This is a genomic window from Brevundimonas intermedia (genome assembly GCF_004614235.1).
GTDB lineage: Bacteria > Pseudomonadota > Alphaproteobacteria > Caulobacterales > Caulobacteraceae > Brevundimonas > Brevundimonas intermedia_A.
Map to the genome: position 1 here is coordinate 330,285 of NZ_SPVH01000002.1, position 13,756 is coordinate 344,040.

The following is a 13,756-nucleotide window of genomic DNA, read 5'->3' on the forward strand; positions in this document are numbered from 1 at the left end:
TGCCCTCTTAGACCTTGAAGGCCAGGAAGCCGTCGTCGGCCGCCACCGTCGATCCGTTGACGGCCGATGCGGCGTCGCTGAACAGGAAGGCCACGACACTGGCCACCTTCTCGGGCGAGATCAGTTGGTTGGTCACATGCTGGGCGGCCAGCGCCGCACGGGCGGACTGATCCAGCTGACCCATCATCGGCGTGTCGATGAAGCCCGGAGCGACGGCGGTCACGCGGATACCATGCTCGGCCAGTTCCAGCGCGCCCGACCGGGTCATGGCGATGACGGCGGCCTTGGCGGCATTGTAGTTGAAGCTGCCCTTGGCGGCGACCGAGCCATAGATCGAGGCCGTGTTGACGAACACGCCCTTCACCCCCAGTTCGACCATCTTCCTGGCCCCATAATACAGGCCGTAATAGACGCTGAACTGATCGACCTCGATCACCCGGCGATACGACGCAGGGTCCATCTCCAGCAGGGACTGAACCTTGGAGATGCCGGCGTTGTTGAACACGCCGGTCAGGGTTCCCAGCGTCTCGACCGCAAAATCGACCAGGGCCTCGACGGCGGCCGGATCGGACACATCGACCTTGTAGGCGAACGCCTTGACGCCCAACGCCTGGACCTCGGCGGCGACCCGTTCGGCGCCGTTGAGGTCGAAGTCGGCGATGATCAGGTTCGCGCCCTGTCGCGCCAGCTCCAGCGCCGAGGCATGGCCGATGCCGCTGGCCCCGCCCGTAACGATGATGGCCTGATCCTTGAGTGTCATGGCGCCGGTCTCCTTTGATGCATTGACGTTCACCCGATATGGATCGGCGACGGGGATATGTAACCCGTGCGGGCACATTTCGCCGTTCACCCTGTTTGTTCGCGCCACGTTGAGGGATCAGGCCTCATCTGGCCGCCGAGGGATTTCCTTTCGGGAGGCTTGAGATGCAGGCCCATTCCATTTCAAGCATGGCCATCGGCGCAGCCGGAATGCTCGGCGCCCAGAACCGGTTCGACAACAGCGCGCGCCGCACCGCGACCGCGCCGCTGGACAATCTCGCCGAGGAAACCGTCGAACGTATCCAGGCCAAGACCGCCTTCAGCGCCAACGCCGCCGTGGTCCGCACCGCCGACGAGATGACCGGAAGCCTGCTGGACATGCTGGCCTGACGCTTCTCAGGCGCCCGCCTTCTCCGGCAGGTTGAAGAAGCCCACGAACCGGTCGAACACGGCCCGGTCGCCGGTCAGGGTCATCATCCCGTCCGCCTCGAACGCCGCCGGCGGGACCTTGCCATAGACGCAGGCGGCGACCAGCGGCGGCTGGGTCGTCAGCACGACATCGGCGGCGTCCGTCGCGTCGCGGCGGGTCGTAATGACACCTTCTTCGATGCGAACGACGAAGGGCTCGTCGCCGAAGACGAAGCCCACGCTCATCGCCGCGTCGCCCGCCAGGGCCGGGTCGAACATCGTCTCGAACGACTGCATGATCGACACCGCGCTGAGCGGCAGGGTCGGGTCGTGCAGCGGCGAGCGCGCCGCCCAGCCGCCCAGCACCATGAACACCGGCTTGATCTCGTAACCCCAGTCCGTCAGCTCATAGACCTGGACCGAGGCGGGCGGCGGCAGCTTCCTGCGCCGCAGAATGCCCGACGCCTCCAGCCCCTCCAGCCGCTGGGTCAGTACATTGGCCGAGATGCCGTGCAGATCCTTTCTCAGGTCGCCGAACCGGCGCGGCCCCATCATCAGTTCGCGGATGACCAGCAGCGCCCAGCGCTCGCCGATCAGATCCAGCCCGTGCGCCGCCCCGCAGGCGTCGTGATATTTGCGTCCGGCCTTTTCGGTTACTTTTTCTAACTTCATAGTTGACTATCATAATCATCGGAGTCAGGTTTCGCAAATAAACAAGGAAGAGGAAACGCCGTGCCCCAGCTGATTTTCATCAACCTGCCCGTCACCGACCTGCCCAGGTCCATCGCCTTCTACGAGGCCGTCGGTGCGACAAAGAACCCGATGTTCAGCGACGACACGGCCGCCTGCATGGTCGTGTCCGACGTGATCCACGTCATGCTGCTGACCCATGACAAATGGCGCACCTTCACCGACCGCCAGATCCCCGACGCCCATGTCTCGGCCCAGGTCATGCTGTGCCTGTCGCAGGCCAGCCGCGAGGCAGTCGACGCGGTCGTCGATCAGGCGGGCGGCGCAGGCGGCCGGATCGATCCCAACGCGACCCAGGACTACGGCTTCATGTACGGCCGCAGCTACGCCGACCCCGACGGCCATATCTGGGAGGTCATGTGGATGGACCCGGCCGCCGTTTCTGCGGGCCCCGAGGCCGTCGCCGCCGACGCCACGGCAGCGTGATGGCCGACCCCCGCGAACTCGGCATCAGCCGCCTGATCAAGGCCTCGCCGGAAACGGTGTGGACGATCTACACCCAGCGCACCGGCGAATGGTTCTGCCCTCGCCCCTGGACCACCCCGGTCGTCGATTGGGACCTGCGCGTCGGCGGACGGGCCAATATCGAACTGGCCTCTCCCGAGGGCGAGCGGCATCCTCATTTCGGCGTCTTCCTGGAGGTCGTGCCGGGCCGCAAGCTGGTCTCGACCGGCGCCTTCACCGAGGGCTGGGTTCCCCAATCCGGCGATCTGGACTTCGTGCGCATCGACACCTTCGAGCCCGAGGCGGGCGGCACGCGTTATACCTCCATCGCCCGTCATTGGGACGAAAAGACCGCCGCGAAACACAGGGACATGGGCTTCGAACAGGGCTGGGGCGCCGTCGCCGATCAGCTCGCCGCTCTTGCAGAGGGAGACACCAAGTGAAGATCACCCCCAATCTGATGTTCCACGATCAGGCGCGCGAGGCCTTCGGCTTCTACGCCGAGGTTCTGGGCGCCGACCAACTGAACCTGATCACCTTCGCCGACATGCCCGAGGCCCCCGTCGGCCCAGAATGGAACGACAAGATCGCCCACGCCTGGATGCAGGTCGGCGACCAGGCGATCATGGGGTCCGACAGCCCGCCCGGCGTCTGCGCCGACACCGGCCAGCGCAAGGCCGAAGAAATGCGAAAGCCGCCCGCCCAAACCTCGGTCGCCCTGCATTTCGACAGCGCCGACAAGGCCAGAACGGCCTTCGACCGGCTCGGCGAGAACGGCCTGATCCAGCTGCCCTTCGCCGCCACCTCCTGGTCCGCCGGCTTCGGCATGGTGCGCGACCGGTTCGGCAAGGACTGGATGATCAACACCTTCCCGCCCCAGGCGCACGCGTGATGGCCAACAAGATCGTTCCCTGCCTGTGGTTCGACGGCGACGCGGAGGCGGCGACCGCCTTCTACGTCTCTCTCATGCCCGACAGCCGCGTGACCGCCGTCAATCGCTCGCCCGTCGACACGCCGTCCGGCCCGGCCGGCTCGGTCCTGACGGTCCAGTTCGTCCTGGCTGGCCAAGCCTATCTGGCCCTGAACGGCGGCCCGGCCTTCCGCTTCACCGAGGCCGTCTCCTTCATGGTGATGACCGAGGATCAGGCCGAGACGGATCGCCTGTGGGACGCCCTGATCGCCGACGGCGGCAGCGAGAACGATTGCGGCTGGCTGAAGGACCGCTGGGGCCTGTCCTGGCAGATCACGCCGCGCCGCCTGATGGACCTGACCACCGACCCCGACCCGGCGCGCGCGGCCGCCGCCATGCAGGCCATGATGACCATGCGAAAGATCGACATCGCGGCGCTGGACCGCGCCGTCGCCGACCTCTGAACACCCTCACCAAAAGGAGACGACAGATGACCTATGTGACCGGCTTCCTGACCCCCGTGAAGACCGAAGACAAGGCGCGCTACGTCAAGTCCGCCGAGGCCTCCTGGCCGCTGTTCCAGAAATACGGCGCCCTGTCCCAGGTCGAGACCTGGGGCGAGGACGTGCCCGACGGCAAGCTGACCAGCTTTCCCATGGCGGTGAAGCTGGAAGACGGCGAGGTCGTCGTCTTTTCCTGGGTGACCTGGCCCGACCGCGCCGCGGCCGACGCCTGTTTCGGCAAGATGCAGGATGACCCCGACTTCGCCAATATGGACATGCCCTTCGACGGCAAGCGCATGATGTGGGGTGGTTTCGAGGTCGTGTTCGACGGCAAGCCCTGACGCAAGGCCCACGTAGGGCGGCCGTGTCCGAACCCAAATCCTCCCGACGCATTGTCATGGATCGAGGAGAAACGACATGGCCGCCCGCCCCACCTGGCAAGGACATCTGAAGCTGTCGCTGGTCACCTGTCCGGTGGCCCTCTACACGGCGACGACCAGCACGAACGACGTGCGGTTTCACCTGATCAATCCCGACACCAACAACCGCATCCGCATGGTGCCGACCGACCCCGACACCGGCCCGGTCGAGCGCAGCGATCTGGTGCGCGGCTATGAGGTGTCCAAGGACGAATACGTCCTGTTCGACGACGCCGACTTCGACAAGGTGAAGCTGGAAAGCACCAAGACCATCTCCATCGACAAGTTCGTCGACGATACCGAGATCGACCGGCTGTACTGGGACGATCCCTTCTTCGTGGTCCCTGAAAAGGGCGCGGGCGTCGAGGCCTTCGCCGTCATCCGCGACGCCATGAAGAAACAGGGCAAGGTCGCCCTGGGCTGCCTGGTCCTGCGCGGCAAGGAACGTCAGCTGGCGCTGGAGGTCCGGGGCAAGGGCCTGATCGCCTACACCCTGCGCGCCCATGACGAGGTGCGCGATTCCGACGACTATTTCGACGACATCCCCACCGTGAAGGCCGACCTCGACATGGTTGAGATCGCCGCTCGCATCATCGGCCAGAAGGAGGCGGACTTCGATCCGTCCGACTTCAAGGACGGCTACGACGACGCCCTGCGCGCCATGATCAAGGCCAAGTCAAAGGGCGGCAAGGGCGTGGTGGATGTCGCCGAACCGGACGACACGAACGTCATCGACCTGATGGCGGCATTGCGGAACAGCCTGAAGGGTTCGGCGACGGGGGCGAAGAAACCGGCCGCCAAGAAGGCGCCGGCGAAGAAGGCTCCCGCCAAGAAGAAGACCGCCGCCTAAAACCCTTCTCCCCTTGCGGGAGAAGGGTCTTCAGACCCCCATCGCTTTCAACGCGGGCTTCAGGCTGACCGCCGACGCACGGAAATCGGCCCACGGGTCGGGCTTCTTGAGCAGGGCCTCAAAGGTCCACAGATTGAACGCTGCCGGGTCCAGCCCCGCCCTCACCTGTCCCCATGACAGAGGGAACGCGATCCCCGCCCCCGGCCGCGCGCGCGGCGACCAGGGCGCGACCGCCGTCGCCATCCGCCCGTTCCTCAGATAGTCGATGAAGATCTTTCCGCCCCGCGCCTTCTTGGCCAGGGTCGTGGTGAACCGGTCCGGCGCCTCGACGCGGATGGCCTCGGCGACCGCCTTGGCGAAGGCCTTGTTCTGGTCCCAGGTGACGCGCGAGCGGGCGTCGGTCTTGATGGGCACGACAACGTGCAGCCCCTTGCCGCCGGTTGTCTTGACGAAGGCCGCCAGGCCCAGCCCCTCGATCGTCTTCTTCACCACCTTCGCCGCCGCGATCACGTCGGCGAAGTCCAGTCCCTCGTCGGGATCCAGGTCGAAGGTGATCTGGTCCGGAACCTCCGGCGCGCCGGGCGCGCAGCCCCAGGGGTGCAGCTCCAGCCCGCCCGACTGGGCGATGGCGACCAGGCCGCCCACATCGACGGCGGCGACGTAAGGCGTGCGCGCCTTGACGTCGATCAGCTTCAGGCGCGGGTTCGACCCCGCCATGGCGTGGCGCTGGAAGAAGGTCTCGCCGCCGATCCCCTCGGGCGCCCGGATGATCGAGGTCGGCCGGTCCGCCACATGGGGCAGGATTCGCTCGGCCGCCGCCTCGTAATAGCGCGCCAGGTCCGCCTTGGTGATCCCCGGCCGGTCGCCGACAGCAGGCCACAACAGCTTGTCGGGACTGGAGATCGTCACCCCCGCCACGACCACCTTGCCGGGCTTTCCGGCCGCCCGCACCGTCGTGGTCGCCTTCGTGTCGGCCTCGCCCATGTCCGTCGGCGGCTGCGGCGCCTGCGTCACCTCGGCGGCCGCCTTGTCCTCGCGCAGGCCCTTGAACGCCGCCTGCCGCAGCGAGCCGGATTCGGTGTATCCGCCATGCTCGACCTCGGCGACCAGCACCGGCTTGACCCAGTGAATGTCCTTGGCCGCCTTGGGCGCGCCCGCCCCGGCGAATGGCGACCTGTCCGCCGCCACGCCCTTCAGCGCCGGGACCAGCGTCTTGGTGACCGCCTCGCCATAGCCGGTCCCGACCCGGCCCAGATAGCGCAGCCCCGTCTTCTCCTTGACCCCGACCAGCAGGGACCGAAACCGCGTCCCGCCCTGCGACGACCAGCCGCCGATCACGACCTCGTCGCGCCCCCGGCATTTGGATTTCAGCCAGGTCGAGGACCGCCCGGCGTGATAGGGCGCGTCCAGCGTCTTGGAGATGACCCCTTCCAGATCCATACGACAGGCGCTCTCCAGCACCGCCTGCCCGGTCGAGGCGAAATGCTCGACGTAGCGCAGCCGCGCTGCCCCCGCCTTTCCGATCCGGTCCACATAGGCCTGCAGCCGCGCCTTGCGATGCGACAGCGGCAGCTTGCGCAGATCCTCCGCCCCCTCGAACAGCAGGTCGAAGGCGAAATAGACCAGGCCTTCCGTCTTCTCGTCCGAGATCGCGGCCTGCAACGCCCCGAAGTCCGGCATGTGATCGTCGTCCAGCGCGCACAGCTCCCCGTCGATCACCGCGTCGGGCCAGGTCGCGGCGTCCGCCGCCAGGTCCGGGAAACGGTCGCTCCAGTCCAGACCCTTGCGAGTCCTCAAGACCGCCCGACCGCCGCCGACGCCGATCTGGATGCGGTATCCGTCGAACTTGATCTCGTGCGCCCACCCGGTGCCGCCCGGCGGATGGTCGGTCACCTTGCACAACTGGATCGGCACGAAGGCCGGCGGCTTGGTCGCCTTCGCCGCCGCCTTGGACGGCCTGGGCCTGGCCGGACCCTTCCGCCCCGTCGGCTTGGACGCCGTCCATTCCTTCGTCCCGTCCGCGATCTCGGCCAGCGACCGCCCGGTCGTCACCGAGGCGTCGATCTCGGCCAGCGCATCCCCCTCGCCCGCCACCGCGAAGTCGTCCTTCTCCTTCAGCAGCAGCCAGTTGTTTCTCTTGGACGGCTTGCCCCGGTCGCTCTTCAGCCGGATCAGCGCCCATTTGCCCTTCAGCCGCTCGCCATGAAGGATCATCTTGATCTGGCCCTTGGCCCAGGCCGCCTCCAAGTCCGGCTCCTGCGGCTCCCAGGTCCCGACGTCCCACATCTGCACCGTGCCGGCGCCATAGTTGCCGTCGGGAATCGTGCCCTCGAACGATCCGTAATCCAGCGGATGATCCTCGACCTCGACCGCCAGCCGCTTGACCGCCGTGTCGCGCGACGGCGCCTTGGTCACGGCCCAGGATTTCAACACCCCGTCCGCCTCGATGCGGAAATCATAATGCAGCCGCGTCGCCGCATGGCGCTGGATCAGATAGCGAAAGCCGCCCTTGGCGCGGCCGCCCTTGGCGCCCTTCGGCTCCGGCGTTTCGCCGAACCGGCGCTTGGCCTGATAGGTCTTCAGTTCACCGCGCATAGGGGCGTAATCCGCCTCGGCCCAAACCGTTGCGCTACGGCGGCTTCACGCCCTTACCGACAGAACCGCGTGTCCGTCGCCTCCAGATGCAGGTGGTCGTGGTGGACGGCGTTGTAGTCGGGGCTCAGCGTCGTGCCGAAGATGCGGCAGGCGTCGTCGCGGATGCGGCGCAGGAAACGCGCCTCGGGAGCATCGCCCGACCAGTCCTTCGTCACCGTGATCCGCCGCCCGTCCCTCAGCCGCACCCCGGCGAAGTCCAGCGCCGCCGCTTGGGAATGGGCGCTGACGCGGTTCGAGCCGACGCCGTTGTTCACATTGCGACAGGCGTAGGCGCCCATGTGATCGATCTGGACCACGTCCGAGCCCAGGATCTCGCGCGCCGCCGGCTCCAGCGACTGCCGACGCCAGATGCTCAGGGCCAGCGCCGTCTGGCAGGTCATCTCCACATCGCCCGGCGCCAAGCGCGCCACCGTGCCCAGGTCTGCGCCCAGCACCCCGCCCTGGCTCAGGCCGCAGGTCGCGGTGTTCTGACGATCAGGAACGGGGCTGAACCGCACCCGCGCGGCGTTCAGTTCGGCTAAACACCGGCCCAGGTCCCGCCCCTCACGCACCACCGCGCCTTGCGTGCCACCATCGATGGCCCGATCCACCAGCCCCCCGACCAGGGGCGCCTCGGTGCGCGACGGATAGGGTGACGGCCTGAAAGGCTCGGGCGGCCGCCGCACGCAGCCGCTCAGGATCAGCAAGACGCTGAGGGCGATCAGGAAGGGTGAGGCGCGGGACACGGCAAACATCGCCAGGACGCTTATCTGATTCCCTGATCGCGCGCGGTCACGAGGCGGAGAGCCATCTACCGCCGATCTTCAGCCGCCCCCCTTGGCCCGGCACCGGTCCGAGCAGAACCGCACCTGCGCCCAGTCCCGCGCCCACTTCTTGCGCCACGCGAACGGCAGGCCGCACGCGGCGCAGCCCTTCTGCGGCAGATCGGCCTTGGCGGGCGCCGTACCGAGGTTGACGTGCTTTCGACCCATGCCGTTCCACAATGAAAAAGGGCGGCCCCGTCGGAGCCACCCCTAATCGTCTTCAGCTGTCCAGGAAGCTGCGCAGCTTGCGCGACCGGCTGGGGTGTTTGAGCTTTCTCAGGGCCTTGGCCTCGATCTGGCGGATGCGTTCGCGCGTGACGCTGAACTGCTGACCGACCTCTTCCAGCGTGTGGTCGGTGTTCATGCCGATGCCGAAGCGCATGCGCAGCACCCGCTCCTCGCGCGGGGTCAGGGACGCCAGAACGCGGGTGGTGGTCTCGCGCAGGTTCGACTGGATGGCCGCATCAATGGGCAGGATGGCGTTCTTGTCCTCGATGAAGTCGCCCAGGTGCGAATCCTCCTCGTCGCCGATGGGCGTTTCGAGGCTGATGGGCTCCTTGGCGATCTTCAGGACCTTGCGCACCTTCTCCAGCGGCATGGCCAGCTTTTCGGCCAGTTCCTCCGGGGTCGGCTCGCGGCCGATCTCGTGCAGCATCTGGCGGCTGGTGCGGACGATCTTGTTGATCGTCTCGATCATGTGGACCGGGATGCGGATGGTCCGCGCCTGATCGGCGATCGACCGGGTGATCGCCTGACGAATCCACCAGGTGGCGTAGGTCGAGAACTTGTAGCCGCGACGGTATTCGAACTTATCGACGGCCTTCATCAGGCCGATGTTGCCCTCCTGGATCAGGTCCAGGAACTGCAGGCCACGGTTGGTGTATTTCTTGGCGATGGAAATCACGAGGCGCAGGTTGGCCTCGACCATTTCCTTCTTGGCTTGCCGCGCTTCGCGTTCGCCCTTCTGGACCGTCTGGACGATGCGGCGATAGTCGTCGATCGGCAGGCCGGCTTCCAGCGCCACGGCGGCGACGTCGGCGCGGATGGTGGCGATTTGCGTGGCTTCATTGTCGCTGAACTTGGTCCAGCGCACGCCCTGGTCCTTGATCCGCTCGGTCCAGGTCGGGTCCAGTTCGGCGCCGAAATAGGCCTTGAGGAACTCGGGACGCGAAATGCCGTAGCTGTCGGCCAGGCGCAACAGACGGCCTTCCAGACCGATCAGACGCTTGTTGATCGCGTAAAGCTGCTCGACCAGGGCCTCGATGCGGTTGTTGTTCAGCTTCATCGTCTTCAGACGGTCCGAGATGGACAGCGTCAGGGCGCGATAGGCCTTCTCGTCCTTGGCGCTCAGCACCTCACCCTTCAGGCGGGTCTGGACCAGCTTGTCCTGCAACGCCCGGAACGCGCCGAAGTCGGCGGCGATCAGGTTCAGGACCTCCATCACCCCATCGCGCAGCTCGGCTTCCAGCGCCGAGATCGACATCCCGCCGCCGTCGTCGAAATCGTCGTCGTCATCATCGTCGTCGGTTTCAGGCTTGGCCTCGGCCGCCGGTTTTTCCTCGGTCTCTTCCGCCTCTTCAGCCTCGGGCTGGACAGCGCCCGGCAGGGACGAGGGGTTCAGCACGCCATAGGTGGCGTCGAGGTCGATGACCTCGCGCAACAGGATGCGGTTGTTCTCCAGCTCGTCGCGCCACACCATGATGGCCTCGAAGGTCAGGGCGCTTTCGCACAGACCCGAGATCATGGCGTCGCGGCCGGCCTCGATCCGCTTGGCGATGGCGATTTCGCCCTCGCGGCTCAGCAGTTCGACCGAGCCCATCTCGCGCAGATACATGCGCACCGGATCGTCGGTGCGGTCATAGGCGGCCTTGGCGGGCGCTTCGGCGACGGCGGTGCCGGCGGCGGCGGCGACGTCGGTGGACTGCTGCTCCTGCGCGTCCTCCTCGGCCTCGACGACGTTGACGCCCATCTCGGACAACATGGCCAGGGTGTCTTCAATGGCGTCGGGCGTGACTTCTTCGGACGGCAGAACCTTGTTCAGCTCCTCCATCGTCACATAGCCTCTAGCCTTGGCCTGTTTGATGAACTTCTTGACGCCGGCGTCGGTCAGATCGAGCAGGGGCCCATCGGTCGAAGCCTCGGTTTCCTGCGTCTCGGTCTGTGCGTTCATAGTCAGTCTGTCTCCAGCCGGAGGGGGTGATCAATCCGCCCCGACGAAAAATACAATGCCTGGCGGGCCGTAAGGTTACGAGCCCGCGCTGTCTTCCCAAATCGTCCCGGCTTTGATCGCACGGCGAAGCGCATCCCGCTCGGCCTTAAGCCGGCGAAACGCCTCATCCTGCCCAGGCACATCACGTGCTTGGGCCAAGGCGTCCTCCAACGCGGCTACGCGTGTTGAAGCGTCGAACGCCTGCGACCATCGGATCCTTGCCTCGGCGAGGGGCGCATTTGCGGCCAGGAAAGGCGCGCCGGACTTTGCCGCCGCCTTCTCGACCTCGCGCACTAAGGCATCATGACCCGATTGCGCCAGATGGCGTCGCAGGGCGGCAGAGTCAAGACTGTGGCCCGACAGACGCAGGCGAACCAGCTCTTGCGCCAGGCCATCCAGCCCCTTGTCGCCGAAACCGTGGGCTGCGATCTCCTCCAGATGGTCGTCCATCCGTTCCGGGTCGTCGATGGCGCCGTGGGCCAGGGCGGCCGGCACCGGCTCGATGGCGCGGAACAACGACTGCATCGCCTGCGCCCCCTCCGCCGTCTGGCCCAGCTTGGGCGGCGGGCCGAAACCGCGCCTGCCCTGCCCCGGCGTCCAGGGTGCCCGTTGGGGGCTGCGCGGAAACAGGGCGTCGAAGCGGTCGAACAGGTCGCGGCGGTATTGTTCGGCTAAATCCTTGTCCTGGATGGCCGAGGCGGTGTTGCGCAGCCGCGCCTTGAAACCGGCCTTGCGTTCCGGCGTGTCCAGCGGCTCCAAATCCTGTTCGCGGCGGAACAGCACCTCGGCGAACCCATGCGTGTCGGCCAGGGCCTGACGCAGCGCCGGGGCGCCCTTTTCGCGCAGGATGTCGTCGGGGTCCTGCCCGGCGCCCAGCAGCGCGAACCGAAACGACCGCCCGGCCTTCAGCAGCGGCAACGACCGTTCGATGGCGCGATAGGCGGCGCGCAGCCCCGCGGCGTCCCCGTCGAAACACAGCACCGGCTCGGACGACACCCGCCAAAGCCTTTCCATCTGCTCCTCGGTCAGGGCCGTGCCCATCGGCGCCACGGCCGGCAGGCCCGCGCGCTGGCAGGCGATGACGTCCATGTAGCCTTCGACCACGATGATGGCCTGGTCGTTCTTGCTCTCCGCCCCCAGGATCCGCCGCGCCTCGGGCAGGCCGTAGAGCGTCGCGCCCTTGTGGAAGAGTGGGCTCTCGGGGCCGTTCAGATATTTGGCCCGGTCGTCGGGATTCATCGCCCGGCCGCCGAAGCTGACGATCCGCCCGCGCGCATCCAGGATGGGGAACATCAGCCGGTCGCGGAACCGGTCATAGGGTTGGCCGCCGCTTTCCGGCGAGATCAGCATCCCGGCCTCGACCAGTTCGGCGGGCTTGGCGCCGCGCTGGATCAGGGCCTGTTTCAGCCCCTCGCGATCATTGGGCGCATAGCCCAGGCCGAACCGCTCCCACTGATCTTCGGGCAGGCCGCGTTTTTCGAGATATTCGCGCGCCGCCTTGCCCGGCCTGCGACGCAGATTGGCGGCGAACCATTTCTGGGCCAGGTCCAACCAGTCCGACAGGCCCGCCCGCTTCTGCTCGCGCTCGGCCTCCTTTGGGTCTTCGGCCGGCAGTTGCATGCCCGCCTCGCCGGCCAGCCGCTGCACCGCCTCGACGAAGCTGAGCCGCTCCGTCTCCTGCAGAAACGAGATGATGTCGCCGTGTTTCCCGGACGAGAAGTCGTGGAAAAAGCCCTTGTCGTCGTTGACGAAGAAGGACGGCGACCTCTCCTTCGAGAAGGGCGACAGGCCGACGTATTCGCGCCCCTGACGTTTCAGCTTCACCGTCCGCCCGATCACGTCGGACGGCCGAAGGCGAGCCTTCAGTTCATCGATGAATCTTTCGTCGAAACGCACCCGGCGATCCTTAGGGCCTGCGGGCCTCTACGTCGATATCGGGAGCGATCAGGCGGCTCGTCCGGGCATCCCCCGATATCCGAACGAACCGCCGCATCGCAGAAGGCGTAAACCGCCGCGTCCCCCAACGCCTTGGCTAACGAAGTCCTAACGCCTCGCGGACCGGCATCTGACTGAATGATCGGCGGTCTGTCGAGAGGTGCACCGGTTTCCTTCGTCGGATCGTGGCGAGACTGTGTCTTTTGCGCCTCGCGCCGTTCGCCTTAGGGGCGACCGAAGGGGACGACCTTGTTGGCGCCGTCGTGCCCGATATCGGCGTTTCCGAGGAAGGGTATGCCCGACCTCAGACACCAGTATCGAATGATCTCCTCGGGAGTCTGGCCGAAATCGGGATCGTTTGGCGTGACATCCGAAACACGCCCCAGGCGAATCCCGGCAACACGGCGGATGCTTGCCTGGCTCGTCAAATGAAACATCATCCGGTCGATCCGGTAGGCGGCCTCAGAAACCTCCTCCAGCATCAGGACGTGACCGGACAGATCCGGCTCCAGCGCCGTGCCGGTCAGCTCGTTCAGGATGGTGAGATTGAAGGCGACGGCCGGTCGCGGATCGGTCGCCAGAGACGGCTCGATCCAGTCGGTCCGCCCGGTGGTCAGCCAGGACAGGGCGCCGCGCGCCGTCGCGTCTTCGCGCACAGAATCGGACGCCATCGGACCGTGGGCCAGATGTTCGAAACCGGCCTTGTACATCCCGGCCAGCAGGCTGCCGGCATCGGAATAGCCCATGTACCGCTTCTTGCGGGCCACAGCCTCCAGGCGCGGAATCACCGCATCGGCGATGCGGCACGAGCCATAGCCGCCGCGCGCGAACCAGATGGCGTCGATGCGGGGGTCGTTGGCGAACTCGACGAAGGCGTCGGCCCGCGCCCGGTCGTCGCCAGCGAAATGGCCGTGTTTCAGGAAACAGGCGGGATGAAACACCACCGCCACGTCGCGGTCGGGATGGTTCTGCGCCATCCAGGCCTCGACCGCCTCGGCGCGTTCTTTCGAAAACCGCGAACTGGCGCAGACGACGCCGATCTTGAAGCTATTGGTCGCCACGTGCGCCTTCTTCGTCGTTTTTGCGATCCCCACTGGCGGACCGGCCCGAT

General features: G+C 66.6%; 15 protein-coding genes. 7 read left to right on the top strand and 8 right to left on the bottom strand.

All coding sequences use genetic code 11. The features are described 5' to 3' along the window. Window positions 1–7 precede the first annotated feature (7 nt). Complete coding sequence (locus EGY25_RS03395) at window positions 8–760, bottom strand: SDR family NAD(P)-dependent oxidoreductase (RefSeq protein ID WP_135193643.1); 753 nt, start codon at window positions 758–760, stop codon at window positions 8–10. 164 nt (window positions 761–924) lie between these two features. Between EGY25_RS03395 and EGY25_RS03400 the strand changes: the two genes are divergently transcribed. Further along, window positions 925–1,149, top strand: coding sequence for a flagellar basal body rod C-terminal domain-containing protein (locus EGY25_RS03400; RefSeq protein ID WP_245159329.1), 225 nt, complete (start codon window positions 925–927; stop codon window positions 1,147–1,149). A gap of 6 nt (window positions 1,150–1,155) precedes the next feature. Here the strand turns inward: EGY25_RS03400 and EGY25_RS03405 are convergent, their stop codons facing one another. After that, window positions 1,156–1,839 (bottom strand): winged helix-turn-helix transcriptional regulator, encoded by a 684-nt coding sequence (locus EGY25_RS03405; RefSeq protein ID WP_135193644.1) that lies wholly within the window; start codon window positions 1,837–1,839, stop codon window positions 1,156–1,158. 60 nt (window positions 1,840–1,899) lie between these two features. Between EGY25_RS03405 and EGY25_RS03410 the strand changes: the two genes are divergently transcribed. The 6 genes from EGY25_RS03410 (at window position 1,900) to EGY25_RS03435 (ending at window position 5,043) form a co-directional block, all read left to right on the top strand. Beyond that, the gene (locus EGY25_RS03410; protein WP_135193645.1) at window positions 1,900–2,343 is read left to right on the top strand and encodes a VOC family protein; all 444 of its coding nucleotides are present in this window, start codon (window positions 1,900–1,902) and stop codon (window positions 2,341–2,343) included. Further along, the gene (locus EGY25_RS03415) at window positions 2,343–2,804 is read left to right on the top strand and encodes an SRPBCC family protein (protein ID WP_135193646.1); all 462 of its coding nucleotides are present in this window, start codon (window positions 2,343–2,345) and stop codon (window positions 2,802–2,804) included. Before EGY25_RS03410 ends, EGY25_RS03415 begins: the two co-directional genes overlap by 1 nt. Beyond that, entirely contained in the window at window positions 2,801–3,253 is a 453-nt protein-coding gene (locus EGY25_RS03420) for a VOC family protein (protein WP_135193647.1), read from the top strand. Before EGY25_RS03415 ends, EGY25_RS03420 begins: the two co-directional genes overlap by 4 nt. Beyond that, complete coding sequence (locus EGY25_RS03425) at window positions 3,253–3,735, top strand: VOC family protein (protein ID WP_135193648.1); 483 nt, start codon at window positions 3,253–3,255, stop codon at window positions 3,733–3,735. The genes EGY25_RS03420 and EGY25_RS03425 overlap by 1 nt, the downstream gene beginning before the upstream one ends. Before the next feature lie 26 nt (window positions 3,736–3,761). Next, on the top strand, window positions 3,762–4,115 hold the full coding sequence (locus EGY25_RS03430; RefSeq protein ID WP_135193649.1) for a DUF1428 domain-containing protein: 354 nt from the start codon (window positions 3,762–3,764) through the stop codon (window positions 4,113–4,115). 76 nt (window positions 4,116–4,191) lie between these two features. After that, complete coding sequence (locus tag EGY25_RS03435; protein WP_135193650.1) at window positions 4,192–5,043, top strand: Ku protein; 852 nt, start codon at window positions 4,192–4,194, stop codon at window positions 5,041–5,043. Between the two features lie 30 nt (window positions 5,044–5,073). On the opposite strand, the gene ligD is transcribed toward EGY25_RS03435, so the two are convergent. The 6 genes from ligD to EGY25_RS03465 all read right to left on the bottom strand — a co-directional run bounded on the left by ligD (window position 5,074) and on the right by EGY25_RS03465 (window position 13,706). Then, window positions 5,074–7,638, bottom strand: a complete 2,565-nt coding sequence (gene ligD, locus EGY25_RS03440) for a DNA ligase D (RefSeq protein WP_135193651.1) — start codon at window positions 7,636–7,638, stop codon at window positions 5,074–5,076. Between the two features lie 53 nt (window positions 7,639–7,691). Beyond that, window positions 7,692–8,423 (bottom strand): extensin-like domain-containing protein, encoded by a 732-nt coding sequence (locus EGY25_RS03445; RefSeq protein WP_245159330.1) that lies wholly within the window; start codon window positions 8,421–8,423, stop codon window positions 7,692–7,694. A 78-nt stretch (window positions 8,424–8,501) separates the two neighbouring features. Further along, window positions 8,502–8,669, bottom strand: a complete 168-nt coding sequence (locus EGY25_RS03450; protein ID WP_135193653.1) for a DUF2256 domain-containing protein — start codon at window positions 8,667–8,669, stop codon at window positions 8,502–8,504. Between the two features lie 52 nt (window positions 8,670–8,721). Continuing rightward, window positions 8,722–10,671 (bottom strand): RNA polymerase sigma factor RpoD, encoded by a 1,950-nt coding sequence (gene rpoD, locus EGY25_RS03455; RefSeq protein WP_135193654.1) that lies wholly within the window; start codon window positions 10,669–10,671, stop codon window positions 8,722–8,724. A 75-nt stretch (window positions 10,672–10,746) separates the two neighbouring features. After that, complete coding sequence (gene dnaG / locus EGY25_RS03460) at window positions 10,747–12,606, bottom strand: DNA primase (RefSeq protein ID WP_135193655.1); 1,860 nt, start codon at window positions 12,604–12,606, stop codon at window positions 10,747–10,749. Between the two features lie 263 nt (window positions 12,607–12,869). Next, window positions 12,870–13,706 carry an LD-carboxypeptidase gene (locus EGY25_RS03465; RefSeq protein ID WP_135193656.1) on the bottom strand — a complete coding sequence of 279 codons (837 nt, stop codon included), beginning with the start codon at window positions 13,704–13,706 and terminating at the stop codon, window positions 12,870–12,872. Window positions 13,707–13,756: the final 50 nt, after the last annotated feature.